Source organism: Herpetosiphon sp. NSE202 (genome assembly GCF_042688385.1).
Taxonomy (GTDB): domain Bacteria; phylum Chloroflexota; class Chloroflexia; order Chloroflexales; family Herpetosiphonaceae; genus Herpetosiphon.
This window is the reverse complement of the sequence record NZ_JBHUPY010000005.1, coordinates 217,036-239,678: the sequence shown is the minus strand read 5'-3', so window position 1 is coordinate 239,678 and position 22,643 is coordinate 217,036. Positions and strand designations below refer to the sequence as shown.

Genomic DNA, 22,643 nt, shown 5'->3' with positions numbered 1-22,643 from the left:
CCAGGTGCTTGGGCAGCGGAGCAAACTTGCTCCGCTGCTATTTTTGGTGTTCAGCAACCGTTGTTAATGCCTGTTGCAACACATTCAAGGCATATGCAACTTGGTCTTGATTGAGGATAAACGGCGGCGTAAGGCTCAAGACATTGCCATCCATTCCGCCACCAAGCACTAAAATCCCTTGCGCTTGGCAAAAACTTGTCACTTGCATCACTGCACTCGGATTCGGCGTAATGCCATCGGCCTGCACAAGTTCCAGCCCAAGCATCAAGCCACGTCCACGCACATCGCCTACCAAGGCACAATCTTCAGCAATCGCGCCCAAGCCCCACAAAAGCTGGGTGCTTAATTGATTAACCTGATCTAATACGTTATGTTCAGTTAAAACCCGAATTGCTGCCGCAGCCCCAGCGCATGCCAAGGGATGTCCCATAAATGTGCCAGTATGCAATGGCTCGCCATTAACCTGCCAATGGGCCATATGTTCGGCGCGGCCAACACAAGCAGCGATTTGCAAACCGCCAGTCATGCCCTTACCCATACAAATAATATCTGGCTCGATGCCATCGTGATTCACACCCCACCACTTGCCAGTACGCCCCCAACCAGTAAAAATCTCATCAGCAATCAACAGAATTTCATACTGATCGCACAATTGGCGCAAACCACGCAACCAGCCATCAGGCGGCACAATTTCGCCCTCGCGACCTTGCACTGGCTCGACAATTAATGCACCCAATGGGCTAGGGCTAGTTTTAATTGCCTGCTCGGTGGTTGCCAAAGCCCAATCAAGGCAATCGTTCGTGCCGCGCCAACGAAATGGATAAGGATACGGCGCACGTTGAATGTGGTTCGATAGTTGGGGTAAGAACGGTTGGCGAAAATCGGCTCGATTGGTTGCTGCTAATGAGCCATAACTCAAGCCATGATAACCGCCAGTGAAGGCCAAAACCCCGGGCTTTTGGGTTGCAAGCATCGCCGTTTTCAGCGCAATTTCGATGCTTTCAGCCCCGCCACCAGCCAGAAAAACCCGCCCATCGGCAATTGGCGCATGCTGTTTAATCAATTGCACCAATTCAATCCGCGCTTCATGGGCAAAAACATCGCCCATGCCGTGAATCAAGCGCTGGCTTTGGGCTTGGATAGCCGCTAAAACCGCTGGATGGCGATGGCCAATACCAACCACCCCAAAGGCCGCCGCCAAATCTAAGTAGCGATTGCCATCAACATCGGTAACGAATGCGCCCTCAGCCTCGGCCCAAACAATGCCTCCGGGCAAGGTCAAACTAGGAGCTTCGCTGGCAGCCAATTGAGCTAAGAGTGCTTGGCTACGTGGCCCAGGTACAGCGCTCACAATCTTTGGTAACATAGAGATATTCCATTCTCAATAATCGACAGCATAAAAAAACCCACGGCTGCGAATGCAACCATGGGTATTGTAGCAAGCTTCAGCGTTTACAAACGAGCGCCACATTCAGGGCAAAAAACACCTTGCCCAGTAACTTTAAAGCCACAACTTGGGCATGAGCGCTCAATCGGAATCGAGCCACTATCAGCAGTTGCATCTGCTGCTGGCGGGGCAAATGGTGCTGCTGGAGCCTCATTTGGCGCATAGCTGGTTGGCGGCACATAATTCTGGGCCTCAACTGGCGGTGCGTATGGTGCTTGTTGCGGTGGCACCGATGAGGCATATGGTTGTGGATACGCTGGGGGCGGCGGGGTTTGTACAGCCACAAATTGCTCATTCTGCGCCCGTTCCAATTCAGCTTGAGCGCCAGCTAAGCGTGCCTGCAAATCGTTGATCAGATTGACCAAACTGGTAACTTCAGGCGCAGTCAAAACGCCTTGTTGATGCAATTCATAAGCTCGTTGACCCAACAAACCATAGTTGGTGGCAATTTGCTGTTGCATATCGCCAATATCGCCTCGAACGCGGCTGGTCCGTTGTAATTTATCGGCTTCGAACTTAGCGCGGTCTACACCTTGAGAAAGCGTGCCTTTAAGATTGTCGAGAAATCCCATATATTCCTCCTACAATAGCTTGGAAACCATAGCTCTACCGTATTCTAGCGGAAATACTCGCCAAATGCTACCTTCCGCAAGGCTTGGGCCATGGGTTGGTTTAACGCTGTACAACGCTCACAAGTTGCAGCTGGGTTATACGCCGGTTGGTACATCAACAAAGAACGTTTTGACCCGAAAGGTTTGCTCTAAATGCGCTCCCAGCGCCTTCACGCCCAAGGTTTCGGTATGATAATGGCCAGCACAAATTAAGGGTATATCGGCTTCGATCGCAGGAAACACAGCTGCATAATTAACTTCGCCAGTCAGCAAGGCATCGCAGCCATCGCGCAAGGCTTGCTCCAATTCACTTGCCCCATCGCCCGAAATCACGCCCACCCGCCGAATGCCGCGCGCGCCTTGACCCCAAATCTTAATCTCGGCTTCGGGAATTCCCAAGCTGGTTTTGATGTGCGCAACAAGGCCATCAATGCTTAATGGCGTGGTTAGTTGGCCAATAAAGCCCAATGTTTGGCCGCGATAATCACCAAATGGCTGCACTGCTTCCCAACCCAAGAGCTTGAGCAACTGAGCGTTGTTGCCAACCTCGCCATGAGCATCAAGCGGCAAATGCGAGGTGTAGAGCGAGCAATCAGCACCCATCAAGCGTTTGATCCGGCGACCGAACCAACCAACCAAGGGCTGTGCATTGCCCCAAAAAAGACCATGATGGGTCAGCAATAAATCAGCATCGCCAGCAATCGCCGCTTCAATTGCCTGCATCGAAGCATCAACGGCAAGCGCGATGGTTTTGACTTCAGCGCGCCCTTCAACTTGCAAGCCATTTAAACTAGCATCGCGAAATTTGGCGGTTTGCAAATAGCCATCCAAATAGCGCACGAGTTCTGTTAGTTGCATTCTTCCTCCTATTCGCCTTGGATTCGCGCCGCAACTCGTTGCCGAAATGTGGCCAGCAACAAGCCAAATAGCCAACGAATTGGCCATAGCAGCCAGCCCACCACCGTATCAATAATCGATGCTAACGGCAAGCCCAAGCGCAAGAATTTTTTGAGTGGCTTCAAGAATGGCAAGCGTGAAAGGCCCACAGTCAAGGCCAAAATTGTCATCGAGATCGCAAATTTGAGCCAATGTGGCGTTTCGAGATGCCACACAATCTTAATCACCGATTCAGCGCCAATCGCCAGCAACAAGGCAAATGCTGCATGCTCAAGGTTTGGCTCCCACTCAATCAAGTTGGTGAAGATTTGGGCCGCAAAGCGCATCACCAAAATCCCAATTGCCACGCCCAAGCCAATGACCCAAAAGCGTTTTTGCGGGTCGGCACTCACCGCCACCACCACGTTGTCAAGGCTAAATGCAAGGTCAATCATTTCAATAATTAACACCGTTTGCCAGAAGCCCGTCACTCGTTGCTTGGTTGCGCCATGCTCATCAACTTGATCGCGGCGATACAAATGGGCAAAGTGATTGACGCTTAGCCATACCAAATAGCCAGAGCCAATCGCCAAAACCCACGGGTTTTCGGTAATGATAAAGGCTACTGCCAACATCAAACCCCGCCCAACATATGCGCCAATCAAGCCAACTTTCAACGCAGCGGCCTGTTGCATGCCCAAAAAGCGCTCGCCATGACCCTTCATCCATTGCAGCCATTTTGGCCATGGAATCGGCTGATCTTGCGGCAGGTGGGCAACCATTGCGCCTAAAACAGCAGCATTGTCAATCGAAAGAATCCCTTCGAGAAACACTAAAAGAAATACAATCTGCAGAATATCAAAAATGTCTTTCCACATGGTCTAAATGTCCTTTCAAACGAGCTAATTGAATCACCTAGTTTCAATTATAAGCCACATCAATCCAGCACTTGTGAAAAGAATGTTGATTATTGATTAACCAACATACACTTAAACACGAAAATGCTAGCCGTAGCTAGCACCTTCGTTCGATTTGATCAGGTCGGAATGATCAAACCGTTATCTTTTAATGAATCGTCGCGCGCACCTGCTTGGTTGCCGCCAGCATCGCCCGCAATGCAGCTTCAACTTCAGCGTAGGTACGGGTTTTCAAGCCACAATCGGGGTTAATCCACAATTGTTCGGCAGGCAAATACTTCAGCAATTGCTGAATTCGCACCACCAATTGCTCAACGCTGGGAATATTTGGGCTGTGAATATCGTACACGCCAGGCCCAATTTGCTGCTGATAACGCCCTTCCAAGCCAGCCAACAACGAGCCAGCGCTGCGTGCATCCTCAATGCTAATCACATCGGCATCAAGCGCAGCAATTGCATCAATAATATCGTTGAAATCGCTGTAACACATATGGGTATGAATTTGGGTGCTCGCAGCCGCATCACTCGTCGCAATCCGAAAAGCGCGCACTGCCCAATCGAGGTAGGCTTGCCATTCGTTGCGGCGTAATGGCAAGCCTTCGCGAAAGGCTGGCTCGTCAATTTGAATAATATTGATGCCTGCTGCCTCTAAATCAGCCACTTCGTCACGCAACGCTAAGCCAATTTGGGCCGCAACTTCGCTGCGTGGCAAATCATCACGCACAAAACTCCATTGCAACATCGTCACTGGTCCCGTCAGCATGCCTTTAACGGGCCGCTTGGTCAGCGACTGAGCATAGGCAGTTTCGGCCACACTCAAGGCCGCTGTGCGATAAACATCGCCAGCAATCACTGGCGGGCGCACACAGCGGCTACCATAACTTTGCACCCAGCCTTCCTGGGTGGCGATATAGCCCGCCAAATGCTCAGCAAAAAATTGCACCATATCGTTGCGCTCTGGCTCGCCATGCACCAACACATCAAGCTCCCATTGTTCCTGCAAGCCAATTACATGGCCAATTTCAGCCCGAATTGTTTCGGCATAGGCCGCCGGATTGCGCTTGGCTTCGGCGCGGGCTTTGCGCAAGGCCGCAGTTTGGGGAAACGAGCCAATCGTGGTCGTTGGTAGCAATGGCAAGTTCAATTTGGCTTGTTGCAAAGCCACCCGTTCAGCATATACCAAGCGCGCAGGCGTTGCAGCACCCAAGGCGGCGCTGCGCTCACGCACTGCTGGCACAATCCGCCCGGCTCCATCAAGCCATTGTTGGCGCGAAGCCAGCGCTGCATCCCATGTGGTTTGAACACTCGCAACGCTGTTGCGCAAGGCCTGCGCCAATAATTCCAATTCGGCCAAACGCTCTTGGGCAAAGGCCAAACCGCTGCTCACCGCAACTGGCAAATTGCGTTCAGCGGTCACCGTTTCGGGCAAGTGCAGCAACGAACACGAACTGCTCAAAATCAAGCGTTCAGGCGCAACAAATTCGCTTAATCCACTGATTTTGGCCTGCAAATCGGCCAAATCGCTGCGCCAAACGTTGCGCCCGTTCACCACGCCAGCCACTAAAATTTTGTCCTGAGGAAAGCCATGATATTGAATCGCGGCCCAATTGGCTTGGCCTTGCACTAAATCTAAGCCAATTCCATGCAGCGGCAGGCGGCAGAGTTCACGATACCACGGCGTAACATCGCCATAATAGGTTTGTACCACCAGCTTGCCATGCTTGCTCAACTCGCGGTAGCAATCAGCAAATGCTTGCCATTCCTCAGCGCTTACATCGCCAACCAAAGCTGGCTCGTCACACTGAATATAGGCCACATCGCAATCATTCAATTCGCGCACAATTTGGGCATAAATCGGTATTAAGTGTTGCAAATGCTTGCTTAATTCTGCCCCCGCCAAGCGAGCCAAACGCAAAAATGTCCAAGGCCCAAGCAAGACAGGCCGTGCTTTTGATCCAAGTGTATTCTGGGCAAAGCGCAATTGCTCTAACACCAAATTGGCTTGCAATTCCCAGCGTTCGGGAATTTCAGGCACTAAATAATGATAGTTAGTATCAAACCATTTGGTCATTTCGAGCGCTGGCACGCCGTCGCGGCCCCGCGCCATGGCAAAATAACCATTTAAATTATTGACATCGAGCTTACCAAAGCGCGCTGGCACAGCGCCCAACATCAGCGCTGTATCCAACACATGGTCATACAAGCTAAAATCGCCAACTGGCACCAGATCCAAGCGCTGGGCTTGGATTGCTAAACGATCCTGGCGCAATTCGTCGATTGCCGCCCGAAAGTCTGCTTCAGCAAGTTTGCCGCTCCAAAAGCGTTCCAAGGCCTGCTTGTATGGGCGGCCAACGCCAACCCGTGGATAGCCCACAACCGTCGTTTGAAAATTCATGCTTAATCCCATTCTAGGCTGGCCGCTGATTGATATTCAGTGACCCGCGTCTCAAAAAAGTTCTTCTCTTTGGTCAAATCAATCGTTTCACTCATCCACGGAAATGGATTGGGTGAGCCGTATTGCGTCGCCAGTCCAATCCGTTGTAGGCGGCGGTCGGCGATATATTGCACATAATCGCGGAACATTGCTGCATGCAGGCCCATTACACCACGTGGCAAGCATTCAGCAGCATATTGGGCTTCTAATTCAACTGCTTGGCAAATTAATTGCACAATCTCAGCTTGAAATTCAGCAGTCCAGATTGCTGGATTTTCAGCTTTGATGCCGTTAATTAAATCAACTCCAAAGTTCAGGTGAATTGTTTCATCACGCAGGATATATTGAATTTGTTCGCCAATGCCTGTTAATACATTGCGCCGATGCAACGAAAGCAACATTGCAAAACCGCTGTAAAAGAAAATACCTTCCATAATCACATAATAGCCAATCAGATTTTTGACAAAGGTTTGCATGCCTGCGAGGGTTTCAGTGTTAAATTGCGGGTCAAGCACTGCCGCAGTTAATTGCATCTCAAATTGATCTTTTTGGCTAATTACCGGAATTTCATGATACATATTGAAAATTTCACGCTCATTCAAGCCTAAACTTTCAACAATATGTAAAAATGCATGGGTATGAATCGCTTCTTCAAAAGCTTGGCGCAACAGATATTGGCGACATTCTGCGTTGGTAATATGGCGAAAGATTGCCAAAACAATATTATTGCCAACCAAACTTTCAGCCGTCGCAAAAAAACCTAAATTGCGCAGCACCATCAAGCGCTCATCTGCCGATAACGTATTCGAGCGCCAAATCCCAATATCACCAGTCATTGACACTTCGTTCGGCATCCAGTGGTTAGCACAACCATTGAGATAATGCTCCCAAGCCCAGCCATAGCGCAACGGCATTAATTGATTTACGTCAACTTGATTACAATTGATCAAGCGTTTATCGCTGGCATTGAAGCGCCCAAATTGTTCAGTCATTCGAAATTCCTCGCTACTCACAGGCTTCGCAACTAGGGTCGTCGATGGGGCAAACATTATCGGCTAGCACGCTGGCCGATTCGCTCACATTGCGCATCCAACGCGGCTGCACTCCAAAGCGATTAATATCCAAAGTCGATTTTTCAATTTGGGTTGCAGCCAGCGTGCGTAGGTAGTAGGTGGTTTTTAATCCCATGCGCCACGCCGTCAGATAGATTTCATTCAAGCGTTTGCCGCTGGTTTCGGCCACATACAAATTCAACGATTGGCCCATATCGATCCATTTTTGGCGACGAGCAGCGCAGGCAATCAGCCATTCTGGGGCAATTTCGAAGGCAGTCAAAAATTGGGCTTTGAGTTCAGCAGGAATCCGCTCAATTTGGCTAATCGCGCCATCGTAATATTTCAATTCGGCCAATAAATCTGCATCCCACAAGCCGCGAGCTTTGAGCGCAGCGACCAATGCCCGATTGACGGTCGTAAAATCGCCCGAAAGATTGCTTTTGACATACAAATGGCGATAGGTCGGCTCAATCGATTGGCTGGTGCCAACGATATTGGCAATCGTGGCGGTTGGAGCAATCGCCAACAAATTGCTATTGCGAATGCCATGCTCAGCCAAGGCTTGGCGCAGCGGTTGCCAATCGTAGTGGCTGCTATGGTCAAGCTCCGGTTTGGTGCTACGTTGGTCGGCCAAAAGCGCCAAACTATCAATTGGCAACATGCCGCGATCCCATTTCGAGCCATGAAAACTGGGGTATGCGCCGCGCTCACGAGCCAAATCAATTGAAGCAGCGACCGCAAAATAGGCAATCGCTTCCATCGAACGATCAGCAAATTCGACCGCTGCTTGACTGGCATAACTGATATTCAACCCATAAAGCGCATCTTGAAAACCCATCAAACCAAGCCCAATTGGCCGATGGCGGGCATTGGCTTGCGCTGCTTGCGGGCGGGGATAAAAATTAATATCGATCACGTTATCGAGCATGCGCACTGCTGTCGTAACCGTTGTGCGCAATGTTTCGAGGTCAAGCGCGCCATCGCGAATATGCGCCGCCAAATTGATCGAACCAAGGTTACAGACTGCAATTTCATCGGCTGAGGTGTTGAGCAAAATTTCAGTGCACAAATTGCTGCTATGAATCACGCCAACATGGTCTTGTGGTGAACGCAGATTGGCAGCATCCTTCCAGGTAATCCAAGGATGGCCGGTTTCAAACAAACGGGTCAAAATTTTGCGCCACAAACCGAGTGCTTCGACCTGGCGCGCCGAACGCAGCAAGCCTTGCGCCGCCAGCGCTTCGTATTCGGCGTAGCGTAGCGCGAATGCTTGGCCATACAAATCGTGCAAATCAGACACTTCATCAGGCGAGAACAACGTCCACGTGCCATTGCTCAACACCCGTTCCATCAACAAATCAGGAATCCACAAAGCCGTGTGCATATCGTGGGTGCGGCGGCGCTCATCGCCCGTTGGCTTGCGCAAATCAAGAAAATCGTCAATATCAGCGTGCCATGCTTCGAGGTAGGCACAGACCGCACCCTTGCGCTTGCCGCCCTGATTGACCGCAATCGCGGTATCGTTGACAATTTTGAGGAAGGGAATCACGCCTTGGCTCACGCCATTGGTGCCATGAATTGGCGTGCCGAGCGCCCGCACAGGAGTCCAATCATTGCCCAAGCCACCAGCCCACTTCGAAAGCATGGCGTTATCGCTGATCGCCCCAAAAATCGCCTCAAGATCATCGCCGACTGTCGAGAGATAGCACGATGACAACTGCGGATGAGTCGTTGCAGCGTTGAATAAAGTTGGGGTGGCCGAGGTAAAGTAAAATTGCGACAGCAGCTCGTAGAAACGCAGGGTTTGGGCTTCGCGATCAGCCTCATTCAAGGCCAAGCCCATTGCCACCCGCATCCAAAAGAATTGCGGCAACTCGCGGCGCAAACCAGCCCACTGAATAAAATAGCGATCATAGAGCGTTTGCAGGCCAGGATACGCCAATAAAGCATCGCGTTCGGGCACAATTGCCGCCGCTAAACGAGCCAAATCGAATTGAGCAAGTTTTGGATCAAGCAACCCTTGCTCAATTCCGGCCTGAATATACTGGATAAATGCCGTTGGATAGCGGGTAGCAACCACTGAACCTGGCAAATATTCGCCAAAAACCTCGCACTCGAGTTGGCTGGCCAAGAGCGCGGCGGCCACAAAACTATAATCAGGCTCCTGCTCAATCCAGCTGCGAGCGGTCAAAATACAGGCTTGGAGTTGTTCGCCAGCAGTCATCTTGGGATAAAAGCCCAAATTAGCGGCCTGCCAGAGCTGATTCGCATCGGTTGTTTGGGAATAAGCGCTGCAAGCCTCAGCAAGTAGTTGCAAAAGCCAAGCAGCCTGCTCGCTAGTCGCTCGTGGCTCAACCTCGATCACATTCATAGAGCATCCTTTATGAGCTAAATAAAAAAATGCCTGCTCCTTAGCGGAACAGGCATAAACCATTACCAAACCATAGGCAGCAGCCTATGGGCATCAATTGCAAGCGGCAATGATCACCCCCTTTGACGCGAAGGGACATCTCGATCATTTCGAACTGAGTGGGCATTCGGACTTAGCATTGAGCCATACCGTTGCGCGACAGTGCCGGAATCTCACCGGGCTTTCCCCAATTTGCAGCCAAGCTACGACAACTTGGCCTCAGACGAATAAAAAATTGTAGCCAGTACTGTAGCAGATGCCAGATCAACCGTCAATCAAGCCTAATTGCTTGATAGAACCAGCTGATTGCCTGATTCCAACGCGCTAAAGCTGGTTAATCGAGTTCAAAATCGAGTTGCAAAGTAGCCGATAATCAAACAAATTGCTGCTTAATTCCGCAAGTCCTAGTACTCAGGGTAGGCCATTAGCTAGCTAGCAGGGTAGCTCAGGGAGCCGAATACATTGAAATGACAGAATAAAACTGCGCCAAGACCATTCTCAAGGGTCGCTGAGGCGATTTGATTAACAACCGAGGACGCTTAATAGACGAGGGATAGTACAGGACTCCTAACCAATTACGATATTGGTGGGAAAAACCCCAAAAAAAGCTCTTGACAAGTGCAATTTGGTTTTGTACACTCTGAGTACGAATTAACCGCAATTGGCAATCGATGTTTATGTGAAGCAAATAGCATTACAACGTTGCAATAGCTAAATACATGGGGTGAGAGAATGTATTTGGTTAAAGCAGGCACATTCAGTAAGCGCAAAAACCACTAATTGAACAAACTCGTTTCTCGACGGATGCGAATTTCGCTCATTAGGCCAGTTTTTGTAACAACCTATCGCTTTGGTGGCAATAACAATCGATAAACCCCTATTTGGTCTTTTTATACAAAAGCGGTAATGTTGGGCTGGTGGTGTTAGAAGCAAGCACTTGCGGAACACAAACAACGTTTGGCAGCCAAGGACAATTCAACTATTAGCAATCTCGGTCGCTCGTCATATCACTCAAACATAAAAGGAAAGCTTCGGCTAACTACTTTCGTCAGATTGATATAACCAGCAAGCACTACGGTTGTGTGCCACAGTGCAGCCAATTTGGCTCCGAACACACAAGGAGGATTACTTCAATGGCAGCAGAAACAGTACAAGTCGACAAAGAAGTGATGGCACAAGTTGCCCAACGCTTCGGCAAGCTCGAGCAAAACGTGCAACAACTGTTCCAAACCCTCAACAACTTGTCACAAACCTTGCGCGAAAAATGGGTTGGGGATGCAGCAACCACCTTCCAACAAGAATGGCAAGGCGAAATGACTCCAGCGTTCAATCGCTTGATTCAAGCCTTCAACACCTTCCAATCAACCACCAACGAAATCAAGCAAACCTTCCAACAACACGAAGACGAAGCTGCGGCAATCTTCAAAGCTTGGAAAATCTAAATCTAGCTATTTTAATTAAGGAGGTCCTCTCATGGCAGATAAAATGAAGTATGATCGTGCGACAATGGAACAAGCTCAGGCAACCTTTGCCAAAGCGCACGAACAAGTTCAAGATGTAACCCAAGAAGTTTTGTCAATTGCAAGCACCATCGACGAAGCCCTCAAAGGCGACGCTGGTAGCGAATTCGTTGATGTTTTGACCGGCATGATGGCTCCATCATTGGCTAAATTGGCTGCCAAGATGACCGAAATCCAAGGCGACATCAAAAACGCTATGGCCGCAATGGATGCTGCTGACTCAGGCGCGAAAAGCACCTTCTAATCGTAATTGGCTCTTTTTATACCTAATTGAGGAGTTTATCCATGAAAAGTTTCTTGATGCGCTTGGCTCGCAAAGTTTTGGAAAGCGTTTTGCAACAATTGATGCAACAATTCAATGTCATTCAAGAACAAGCTTTGGCTCCAATTAAGCAAATTATTGGTTCAGTTGATCAATTTTGGAAGGGTGATGGCGCAACTGCCTTCAAGGAAGAATTGCAAAACTTGATGACACCTCAAGTTACCCGCATCGGGACTGGCATCACCAGCTACCACAGCAACTTGGGCAAAGCTCGCGATTTGATCGACCGCGCTGATAGCACCGCTCGCAACTTGGTTAACTCAAAATTGCGCAGCATCGCCAAGTTCTACTAGTTTTGACATTGAATTATTCAAGATAGATCTTAAGGAGGCCAGTTCATGGCAGCAGCAAAAATTGAGATGATGGTTCCTGAAGTTGCAAAAATTGCAAAAACCATCAACACGGTTGGTCAAGTTTTGAAAACCGTTGCTAAAGTGTTGGAAGTCCTTTCAACCACCCTTAAAGCAACCGCATTCATCGGTTTGGTTGGTGGCGCAGCTGTAGCAAATTACATCGATCAGTTCCGTCCACAAATCGAAAAGATGGCTGAAAAATGTGTTGAAATCACTCAAGATGTCAATACCGCCATCAAGAACTTCCAAAACCAAGACTTCACCGCTTCAGGCCGCTTCGGCTAGTTCTATACCAAGTCATTTTACCCAGTATTTCAAACCGATCATGCACTTGCATGGTCGGTTTGAGTTTAAGCGCTAAAACCTCATTAGCTTGAAATTAAGGCATAAAAAAAGAGCAGGATTTGCACCCTGCTCTTGAACCACGACCTAGTCTAGATAATATTCAATTGGTTCAAGGTTACGAAGAAGGTAATCAAGAAGGCGACGGTCAATAAACTAATCACAATAATCAGGATTGTGTTGAGGCTGGGCCAGCGGCTCTTTTTGGCAGTTGGAACTTCACCAAACAATTTGAGTAATTCCTGGACGACTTGAGCTGCGTTTTGAGGCCGATTCGCGACTTGAACATCGACCATGCGCACTGCCAGCTCGGCAATTGCTCGCACGTCAGCAGTCCGGTTCATATTAACATGATGGTTTTTCAAGACCGCCTGATAGACCTCTTCATCGCTTTTGAGCTTGAAGGGATAGGCCGGAACGCCAACCAGCATTTCATATAAAATCAAGCCGAGGCCATACACATCGGTTGCATAGCTTGGTTTTTGCAGGTGCGGCTGCATAATTTCTGGTGCAGTATAGGCTGGCGGTACCATAAACGAATACCAATCGTTGTTGATATTTTGTGGCGTGCTCGCAATACCTAAATCGAGCAAGTGAATGGTTGGTACTGAAGGATTATCTTCAAAATGCACCAACAGCGATTCGGGGTTGATCCCAAAATGCAACACACCTTTGCTTTGCAAGAGCGCAATTGATGATGACAAACGCATGACCAACCAACCAATATGGTTGACCCACATTTGCGGATTTTTGGTCAGCGCATCGCGCAACGATTCGCCAGCAAAGAAATCTGACAAGTAATAGTAAAAAAGGTGTTCGCCGAGCATCGCTCGCCCGTAGGCTTCAGTCTGAGCACTTACAGTGGCATTTGCATACGGTGGCCGCCAATTTGGCAAGAACGTATTGCGTTCGTTCGAAACGCGAATAGTTTTTAGAAATTCGGCTTCACGTTTTAAGCGTTCAGTATTTTCGCTGCCAACGTGGGCTACTTTAAGAAACACGCGCTCTTTTTGATGGCTGGCTTCATATAAAACTGAAGAGCGTAGTACAACAACGGGCCGCACGATTTCAATATCGCCCAGCCATTTTCCATATCCGAGAATTGTTGGCGATTTTTCAGCTTGACAATAAACTTCTTGACAATACAAATTATTATCAAACGATGTTCGTTCACATAACAGACATACCTGTTTCATGGGCGCTTACTCCGTTCCATGGGTAGTCATGGGAAACCAGATTATGGCTCTATCGTACCGTAATCTGGATTGCTAGGCGAGGATTGTTGGCACTACTCTACTCATTTATTCAAAAGCTGTCAACCACTAGCCGAAATAGAGGTTTATATGGTATAGTTGACGCGTTACACCAGCAATGCGCAATTTCTCTCCTCGTGCCACTTTTTAGCGTGTGTTCAACATCAGATCCGATCAGTGACTGATCGATGGGCGGAATTTTGGAGATGCACCGATGAAAAACTCTATCCAGATGATAGATCGTCCTCCACGGATTCAACCAGAGCTACCTTTTAATCGTTTTGAAATCCCATCCCCGCCAGAAAATCCTGAGGATGCGATTTCGAAACTCATTCAGTTGGCTCTGCCGATGACGATGATTGTAGGTTATGTCTTCGTAACAATGTTTGGAGGGCGCGGCGGCGGCGGCGCTTTGATTCTCATCCCGATGGCATTATCGGTGTTGGCCTCCACAGGCTTCTCAATCTATTCGTTCATTCGCGAAAAAAACCAACGTTTAGAACGTGAACGCCAATACCATGAACAGATCGTTGAATTAAATAAAGATATGCACGGCTATCACGATTTACAACGCCGTTTTTATCGCTATAACTATCCTGATACGCCAAATACGATCAAGGTTATTACCGATGCCAAGCAAGATTTAGAAAAGCCTGAACGTACCCTCCGCTCAAATGCGCGGATTTGGGAGCGACGGGTTTCTGATGATGACTTCGGCTCGGTGCGGCTTGGCATGGGCACATTGCCATCAACCGTGGTTTACGAGGTTAAGAGCGGTGGCAATTTTAGCAGCCCACTCGCTCGTGAAGCCATGAAGCTTGATGCCGATTCGCGCTATGTCTCCGATATTCCGATTATTATCACCTTGCGCTACAAACCAGAAGACGAAGGCGGCTCGAAAGAAAAGGCAACGCCGATTACGCCAACCACCCATGCCTTGGGGATTGCAGGCGATCGCGATGCTGTCTATGAATCGATTCGCTCGATTTTGGCGCATTATGCAGTTTTCCACTCACCTTCCGATTCACGTTTGTATGTTTTGGCCTCAAAATATAACGAATGGGATTGGGTCGAAACCTTGCCCCACTGTCAGCCAGGCGAATATGAGCAACTTTGTTTCGTCAGCGAAATTAAAGAAGTTGCTGATGATGCTGATGAAGAAGGCGATGAATTAGATCAATACATGGAAGGCATTCGTAAAATTCTATCGCAACGCAAAATGCGCATGGAAGATAACGAAGAAAATAATAATAATTCGGGCCGTGGCAACCCAGGCTTACCATTTATGCTGCTGGTGGTTGACCTGCTCGATATGTATGAAAAAGCTGGCGAGCGGTTGCGCGATATTGAATCGGACGCAGCACTTTCAATCTTGATCGAAGAAGGCCCACAGCTTGGTGCTGCGGTCATCTTCCTCGTGCCAGAACGCAGTAAAGTGCCTGGTGGTTGTAAGTCGGTGATCGAAATTGAACGGACCACGCCAGCAACCAACAGTAAGCAAGCCCAACATCAACAATTATTCTTCCGTTATGCCGAGCAGGGGGTCAATACCTTCCGCTATATTGGCGCAGCCGATCACATTGTTAATCGCGAAGAATCGCGCAAATTAGCCGAGGAACTATCGACCCTCAATTTGCGCCAAAGCGCTGGGGCCAACCTTGCCGATGGGGTTGCCTTCTTCGACCTGATGGGCTATGGCTCACTTGATGAACTCAAGGTCGATGCGATTAAGAATTGGCAACGCAGCACCCAACCGAAATATGCCAACTGGCTACGCGCCAAGGTTGGTCGCATGTCGGGGAATAAAACCCGGACTTTAGTTTTCTCATCTAAACGTGATGGTGTTCACGGGATGGTCGCAGGCAGTACCGGTTCTGGTAAATCGGAGTTGCTGATCTCGCTGATTGCAGTGATGGCCGTGACCTACGATCCTTCAGTGGTTAACTTTGTGTTGGTCGACTACAAGGGTGGTGGCGCATTCAAGGAATTTGAACGGCTGCCCCACTGTGTTGACATCATTACCAACTTGGCTGGCGATGGGGTGACCCGGATGTTTACGGCGATTAAGTCGGAAATGCAACGCCGCCAAGTCTTAAACAACGAAACTGATACCAAAAATATCGTTGAATATCGCAAGAAGAATTTCCACAATACCCACTATCCCTACCCATATCTGTTTATCATCATCGACGAATTCGCCGAAATGATCGCCGATCGGGCTGAGTATCGGGGCGAGTTGGAAAGTATCACGCGGATTGGGCGTTCGTTAGGGGTTTCGCTGATTCTGGCTGCGCAACGGCCTAGCGGGATCACCGACCAAATGCGTTCGAACATCAAGTTCCGGATTAGCTTGCGGGTGGAAACTCAAGGCGAAAGCCGCGAAATGTTGCGCCGCTCGGATGCAGCCTTCTTGCCAACTGGTATTCCAGGTCGGGGCTATCTGCAAGTTGGTAATGAAGAAATTGAATTGATTCAAGTGGCCTACACTGGCGATCCCTATGTTGACCCCAATTCAGTTTCGCAAGAAAAAGTTATTTGGCCAGATCGCCGCCGTGCTGAAGGCGTTGACCCAGGGATTGATACCCAAGATCAAAGCCCACCAGAACTGTATAAAGTTATCGTCAGCACGCTCGATGCCTTGTCACGTGATAACAACGTGCCAATTCAACGTGCGCCATGGCCAAACTTCTTGCCACGCGAACTTGCCTTGACCCAACACCTGATCTCAGAAGATCCCAATGTTAATGCGGTTACCTTTGAAGAATATCTGTTGGGCATCGACGAAATTATGGTTGGCTTGCCACGCGAGCATGATCTGACCTTGAACCCTGCCTTAAACAAATGGATCAATGGTACGTCGGGCTGGGTCGAAGATCTGAACTGGCGTGATTATGCAATGCGGCCAGTGCTTGGCTTGATCGATAATCCCTATGCAGCCAAGCAATTACCCTTAACCGTTGACTTCCCACGCGGCCATGCTGTGGTCTTTGGTGGCTCTGGTTGGGGTAAAACCACCTTCCTGCGCTCGATGCTGATGAGCTTGGCTGCAACTCACTCGCCAAATCAGATGCATATGTATATTCTCGATTTGGGTGGGCGAAACTTTAGCGTGCTGGATAAATTGCCTCACTCAGGTGCGGTGATTATTCCTGACGGTGAAGGCTACGAAGAACGGGTCGAACAACTGCTACGCGAAATCAACGACATTGTCGATGCGCGCAAGCTCTTGCTCAACGATGCAGGGATTGCCGATATTTATCAATACAATGCGGTTAATCCAACCAATACTCAGCCAGCAATTTTGGTTGCAATCGATAACTTTGCCGAATTTACTGAAACCTTCGGCGAAGGCCCAGATAGCAACGTTGAAAGCGTGCTGGATAAGCTAATTTCGATTGCACGCCAAGCCAAGCCCTATGCAATTCACTTTATCATCACAATTGGCAGCATTGCTGAGCTATCAAACCAAATCTTTAGCTTGTTTACCGAACGTTACACCTTGAAGCTCAGCGATAACACCGAATATCGGTCGATCGTTGGCGGGCGGGTTGACGACATTAATGATATTCCTGGCCGGGGCTATACCAAGGTTGGCCCACAGCCGCTCAGCTTCCAAGTGGCGGTCGCAGCTGGCATCAGCAGCGATGGCTCGCTCGACCCAACGATCGAAATGAAAGAAATCGACCAGTTAGCCCAATTTATGAGCGACTATGCCCGCACCAGTGGCAAAAACTATCTCAAGCCACGGCGGGTTGATGCAATGCCTAAGGCGATTCTCTTCAAATCGATGTTGCCTGAAATGTATGCCACCATGCTCCAGCGCGAAATTCGCTTCGATGCCGATCTACGGCCTCAATTGAATAGCCTGATGAGCGAAGCATGGGAAAATAGCATCAAGCCCGAAAATGCCGATTGGCTCAAAGTAACGATTGGGGTAATGTCGGGCAACCGGCCACGCACGCTGCAACTTGAAGCCAAAAAAGACGGTGTCCACGGGATGATTGCAGGCGGTACTGGTGCTGGTAAATCGGAATTGCTGATGAGCTTGATCATCGGTTTGGCCGTGCGCTACGACCCCAGTATTCTTAACTTCATTTTGGTCGACTACAAGGGTGGTGGTGCCTTTGATCCCTTCAAGGATATGCCACACACCGTTGATTTGGTGACCAACTTGAATAAATCGCGTGTGCGCCGGATGTTTACTGCAATCAATGCAGAAATGGGCCGTCGCCAAGCGCTGAACGCCCGCACTGGCACCAAAGATATTGTGGAATATCGCGCCAAGGGCTTCCACCTTGACCCACAATGGGGGCCGTTCCCGCATCTGTTTATCATCATCGACGAATATGCGGAAATGATCAGCGATACGCCAGAGTTCCGCGATGAGTTGGAAAGTATCACCCGGGTTGGACGTTCAATTGGGGTCAACCTCTTGCTGGCCTCACAACGACCAATTGGGGTTACCGACCAAATGCGCGCTAACATCAAGTATCGGATCTGTTTGCGGGTTGAAGATATTGAAACCAGCCGCGAAATGTTGCGCCGCTCGGATGCAGCCTTCTTGCCAAGTGGGATGCCTGGTCGGGGCTATCTCCAAGTTGGTAACGAAAATCTTGACCTGATTCAAGTTTCGTACACTGGTGAATCATACGATTATGCAGTAGCAGCAGACGGCACCAAGGCCAAGTTCTATGAATTAATTGTGACGATGGCGCAAAATTTACTCCATCCACGACCACGGCCTCAAACGCCATGGCCAGCGCCATTGCCCGATGCTATTACCTACGAACAACCGCTCAACCCACGTTATGTTGATAAAACCTATCTACCGTTGATGACCCTTGGCCGTTCGCAACGAATCGCAATCAACGCCTTTGTTGGTGATTGGTTTGAGAATAAAGGTCAATGGTTTGGGGTCGATTGGAATCACGTGGCGATGCGCGCAGTCGTTGGGGTGCTCGATGATCCAGGCAATGCCCGCCAAATGCCATTGGTGCTCGACTTCAACAAAGGTCACGTAGTGGTTTTCGGCGCTTCTGGTTGGGGTAAAACCACCATGATTCGCTCGTTGGTGTTGAGTTTGGCGGCAACCCACTCGCCCAACGAATTCAATGCCCATGTGCTCGACCTTGGTGGCCGTAACCTTGAAGTCTTGCGCTCCATCCCGCACGTTGGGACGGTGATTCTGCCAGACGAACAAGGCTATGAAGAACGAATTCAGCAGCTTTGGCGCGAATTGAATAATGTTGTTGACGAACGCAAGAAACTGTTCAGCGATGCTGGGGTTTCGACCCTTTCTGAGTACAACAGCCAAAACGCTGCCAATCCAAAGCCAGCCATTTTGGTAGCAATTGACAACTTTGGCGAATATATCGAAACCTTTGGCGATGATAAGAACAACGATGCCAATAACTTGCTTGAGGTCTTTGTGGCCTTGGCTCGCCAAGCCAAAGCCTATGGCTTGCATATTCTGATCACTGCCAGCCGTTTGAATATTCTGTCAAGTAAGCTGTATAGCCTCTTTACCGAACGCTTGACCTTCAAGATTTCTGATGCAGGTGACTATTCGGCCATTGTTGGCGCACGGCTCTTAGAAGTTGAAGAAATTCCAGGGCGTGGTGCAGTCAAAGTTGGTCGCGATGCCCTCAGCTATCACATTGCCTTGCCACCAGGCACCATTGGCAAAGCCGATGTCTTGGGCGCTGACGGTCAACCACAAGTGACCGAAAAACTGCAAATTCGTGGTGAAGCTGGCCAAATTCGGGTTATCGGCAAGCATATGAATGCCCATATCGCCAATAATCCTGGTAAATACCAAGCTCCATTGGGAATTGCCGCCTTGCCCAAGAGTTCGTCGTATCGCCAAGTGCTGCAAGAAATGCACAACATTGGCCGTGGCGACCGTCCATTTGTCGAAGAACTCAAAGAAGCAACCGCCAAAACCTGGGAATACAACGCAGGCACTGGCAAACAAGCTGGCTGGTTGGCAGCATGTTTGGGGATTGTCTCAGGCAATCGGCCACGCACGCTGCAACTCGAAGCCAAACGTGACGGTGTTCACGGGATGGTTGCAGGGGGTACTGGTGCTGGTAAATCGGAATTACTGATGACCTTGATTGTGGGTCTGGCGCTGAATTACTCGCCTGATATTCTCAATTTTGTCTTGGTTGACTTCAAAGGTGGCGGTGCCTTCAAGCCATTCGAAAATATGCCGCACTGTGTGGACATCGTGACCAACTTGAACAAGTCGGCAGTTGATCGCATGTTCACCTCGATTGATGCTGAAATTCGTCGCCGTCAAGCGCTCAACGCGATGACCGGCACGAAGGATATTGTGGAATATCGCGAACGTGGCTTCCACAAGAAGCCAGAGTTTGGCGCATACCCACACTTGTTCATCATCATCGACGAATACGCCGAAATGTTCGATTCGAACCCTGAATATCTCCCATCGTTGGAAAGTATCACCCGGGTTGGTCGTGCCCAAGGGGTCAACCTCTTGCTCGCTTCGCAACAACCAAAGGGTGTTACCGACCAAATGCGCGCCAATATCAAGTTGCGGCTCTGTCTACGGGTTGAACAGCCTGATACCAGCCGTGAACTCTTGCGCAAACCAGACGCAGCCTTCTTGCCCAACGGCATGCCAGGCCGTGGCTATTTGCAAATTGGCAACGAAAACCTTGAACTGATTCAGGTTTCGTACACTGGCGAAAGCCAAATCGACGATCGCGAAGTGGCTGTGCTCTGGCCAGAACGTGAGCCAGAACCAGTCTCAACCAGCGAAGACACACCGAAACTGTTCGATACTGTGGTGCAAATTTCACGTGAGTTGGTCAATTTCCAACCAACGCCAAAACCATGGCCAAATTTCTTGCCCGAGCGCGTAAGTTTGCAATCACCAATTATCAATGCCAAAGATAATAGCATTATTGTCTTCCAGCCAGCAGTGACCGATTGGATCAACGGTGACATTGAACATCTCTGGCCAGGGGTCAATTGGGAAACCGAGGCCATGCGCACCGCTGCCTTGTTGGTTGATGATCCAAATGAAGCAACCCAATTGCCATTTGTCTTTGATTTCAGCACCAATCACTTGGCAATTTATGGTGATTCTGGTTGGGGCAAAACCTCGTTGTTACGCTCGATCATCGCCGGTTTGGCAGCGAGCCACAGCCCCGATGAACTGCACGCCTATGTGGTCGATTTGGGCGGGCGTAACTTCCGCAGTTTGCGCAACTTGCCACACGTTGGAGCATTAATTTACGCCGACGACGAGACCTTTGAAGAACAAATGCTGCGTTTATTCAGCAAGATGGAACGCCTGACCCGCGAACGCCAACAAATCTTCAGCGATGCAGGGGTCAATACCATCTATGAATACAATAAGCAGTTCCCAGATCAAGCCTTGCCAGCGATTGTGGTCGCAATCGATAACATTGCCATCATCCACGAGAATTACGACGCGGTTGAAGAATCGGTCTTGATTCCATTGGTCCGGCGCTCACTCAGCGTTGGGATTGCCTTTATCGTTACGGCCAACTTCCCAACCAATATGTCAAGCCGCTTTAACAGCTTATTTGGCGAGCGGATTACCTTCAAGCAAGGCCAACAAGATCGCTATATGGATATTGTTGGGCGGGGCGCAATTGAATTTGGCGATGTGCCAGGCCGCGGCTATATTCGGGTTGGCAAACGACCATTGCTCTTCCAAGCAACCTTGCCAGTGGGCTTAGTTGGCCCCGATGGCCGCGACCATCGCAACGAAGCTGAAGAACTTGATTTGATGGGGATGATGATGCAGGCCAAGGTTGAACAACTTGGTGGCATGCGCACCACGCCTGATCCAATTCAAATTCTGCCGCAAATTGTGCCATTGCGCGAAATGCTCGATGAAACCAATAAAGTTGCTGAAGGCAAAGTCATTTGGAGCGTCGTTGGCCAAAGCAACAACCTGATGCCAGCCATGTACGATCTCAAAAAGATTGGGCCACACGCAGCGATTGCTGGGCCACCAATCTCTGGTAAAACCACCTTGCTCTACAACTGGGTGCTTTCGCTGGCCGATCGCTACACACCTGAACAGGTTGCCATGGTCTTGATTGATACCCGTGGACGCTTCTTCAAGTATGGTGGCAAACGCAGCCTTGCTGATTTGCCGCATGTCTTGCAAACCGTCAGCGAAATCGATCAAATGGGTCCATTGTTGGAAAATCTACAAATTGAGTGTCAGGCATTCGCCCAGCAAGCGATTAACCGCCCAGTCTACATCTTCATCGATAACTTTGAAGATTTCAGCGACGAAGCAGAAAGCAAGCGTTCAGTGATGAACGATATGGCAGTGCTGACCCGGCGCTATGGTGGCGAAGGCGTATTTGTCATTATTGCAGGTACTCTCGATGGTTCAGTCAATGATCTACGCCGTCGGGTGATGAGTGCCAACTTCGGAATTGGCTTACGAACAGCTCAAGCGGTTGAATCGTTGCGGGTTATGCGCACACCAAGCGAAGTTCGGGGCAAGGAATTGCCAATGGGTCGGGGCTTTATGGTCAAAGCAGGCCAAACAACCTTGATCCAAGTCGCCAGCCCGTATACCGATGGCAGCCATGTTGTCACCGAAGATGCCAGCGATGAGGCAGAACGGATCATCACAGCTCTTGATGGCTGGGTTGAAACCATCAGCGAGCGCTACCCAGAACGGGCCGCTTGGTCAACTGGGGCAATTACAATTGGCGATAAACCAGTCAGCGTGGAACAAGACCCGACAGTGGCTCGAATGTCGGCGCTGATTCGCCAAGGTATTCAACGCTTGATGCCACGCATCAAAGAGGCAAACGGCGATAGCAACATTGCTGAAACAATTATGCAAAATTATATTTCGATGGATTTTGCAAGCTGGAATAGCTCCGAGCGCCTGCGATCGATGCTGCACCAAATGTTGGTCGATCAGCATATGCACGATGGCCTCGATCTTGAAACCGCGACAATGATGGCCGACATGACCAGCAGCGATGATGAATCGTTGATCTTGACCTTCGAAGGAACCTTAGAAAGCTAAAGTAAAGGGGAGCGATCGACGCTGGTGGATCGCTCCCCCAAGCATAGT

Annotated in this window: 13 protein-coding genes and 1 riboswitch; of the genes, 5 read left to right on the top strand and 8 right to left on the bottom strand. The window is 49.5% G+C overall.

Annotated elements, in window-relative coordinates; all coding sequences use genetic code 11:
* Positions 1-37: 37 nt before the first annotated feature.
* From ACFMKP_RS07060 to ACFMKP_RS07030, 7 genes are all read right to left on the bottom strand, one after another.
* Positions 38-1,366, bottom strand: coding sequence for an aspartate aminotransferase family protein (locus ACFMKP_RS07060; RefSeq protein WP_382290347.1), 1,329 nt, complete (start codon positions 1,364-1,366; stop codon positions 38-40).
* Between the two features lie 86 nt (positions 1,367-1,452).
* Positions 1,453-2,019 (bottom strand): zinc ribbon domain-containing protein, encoded by a 567-nt coding sequence (locus ACFMKP_RS07055; protein ID WP_382290345.1) that lies wholly within the window; start codon positions 2,017-2,019, stop codon positions 1,453-1,455.
* A gap of 135 nt (positions 2,020-2,154) precedes the next feature.
* Entirely contained in the window at positions 2,155-2,916 is a 762-nt protein-coding gene (locus ACFMKP_RS07050; RefSeq protein WP_382290343.1) for a Nif3-like dinuclear metal center hexameric protein, read from the bottom strand.
* An 8-nt stretch (positions 2,917-2,924) separates the two neighbouring features.
* Positions 2,925-3,812 (bottom strand): tellurium resistance protein TerC, encoded by an 888-nt coding sequence (locus tag ACFMKP_RS07045; RefSeq protein WP_382290341.1) that lies wholly within the window; start codon positions 3,810-3,812, stop codon positions 2,925-2,927.
* A 187-nt stretch (positions 3,813-3,999) separates the two neighbouring features.
* Positions 4,000-6,246, bottom strand: coding sequence for a 5-methyltetrahydropteroyltriglutamate--homocysteine S-methyltransferase (gene metE, locus ACFMKP_RS07040; protein WP_382290339.1), 2,247 nt, complete (start codon positions 6,244-6,246; stop codon positions 4,000-4,002).
* Positions 6,247-6,248: 2 nt separating this feature from the next.
* A complete protein-coding gene (locus ACFMKP_RS07035) occupies positions 6,249-7,334 on the bottom strand; it encodes a ribonucleotide-diphosphate reductase subunit beta (protein WP_382290337.1) in 1,086 nt (361 codons plus the stop codon).
* The gene (locus ACFMKP_RS07030) at positions 7,291-9,711 is read right to left on the bottom strand and encodes a ribonucleoside-diphosphate reductase subunit alpha (RefSeq protein ID WP_382290335.1); all 2,421 of its coding nucleotides are present in this window, start codon (positions 9,709-9,711) and stop codon (positions 7,291-7,293) included. Before ACFMKP_RS07030 ends, ACFMKP_RS07035 begins: the two co-directional genes overlap by 44 nt.
* Before the next feature lie 139 nt (positions 9,712-9,850).
* Positions 9,851-9,988: riboswitch (cobalamin riboswitch) on the bottom strand.
* An 895-nt stretch (positions 9,989-10,883) separates the two neighbouring features.
* On the opposite strand from ACFMKP_RS07030, the gene ACFMKP_RS07025 reads away from it, so the two are divergent.
* From ACFMKP_RS07025 to ACFMKP_RS07010, 4 genes are read left to right on the top strand one after another with little or no spacing between them, the layout of a single operon-like run.
* Positions 10,884-11,192, top strand: a complete 309-nt coding sequence (locus ACFMKP_RS07025) for a WXG100 family type VII secretion target (RefSeq protein WP_382290333.1) — start codon at positions 10,884-10,886, stop codon at positions 11,190-11,192.
* Positions 11,193-11,223: 31 nt separating this feature from the next.
* The gene (locus ACFMKP_RS07020; RefSeq protein ID WP_110517197.1) at positions 11,224-11,514 is read left to right on the top strand and encodes a WXG100 family type VII secretion target; all 291 of its coding nucleotides are present in this window, start codon (positions 11,224-11,226) and stop codon (positions 11,512-11,514) included.
* A 41-nt stretch (positions 11,515-11,555) separates the two neighbouring features.
* Positions 11,556-11,885 carry a WXG100 family type VII secretion target gene (locus ACFMKP_RS07015; protein ID WP_382290331.1) on the top strand — a complete coding sequence of 110 codons (330 nt, stop codon included), beginning with the start codon at positions 11,556-11,558 and terminating at the stop codon, positions 11,883-11,885.
* Between the two features lie 45 nt (positions 11,886-11,930).
* On the top strand, positions 11,931-12,230 hold the full coding sequence (locus ACFMKP_RS07010; RefSeq protein ID WP_382290329.1) for a type VII secretion target: 300 nt from the start codon (positions 11,931-11,933) through the stop codon (positions 12,228-12,230).
* A 149-nt stretch (positions 12,231-12,379) separates the two neighbouring features.
* On the opposite strand, the gene ACFMKP_RS07005 is transcribed toward ACFMKP_RS07010, so the two are convergent.
* Entirely contained in the window at positions 12,380-13,483 is a 1,104-nt protein-coding gene (locus tag ACFMKP_RS07005; RefSeq protein WP_110517191.1) for a protein kinase, read from the bottom strand.
* Between the two features lie 406 nt (positions 13,484-13,889).
* On the opposite strand from ACFMKP_RS07005, the gene ACFMKP_RS07000 reads away from it, so the two are divergent.
* Complete coding sequence (locus tag ACFMKP_RS07000; protein WP_382290327.1) at positions 13,890-22,595, top strand: FtsK/SpoIIIE domain-containing protein; 8,706 nt, start codon at positions 13,890-13,892, stop codon at positions 22,593-22,595.
* The last annotated feature ends 48 nt before the right edge of the window (positions 22,596-22,643 follow it).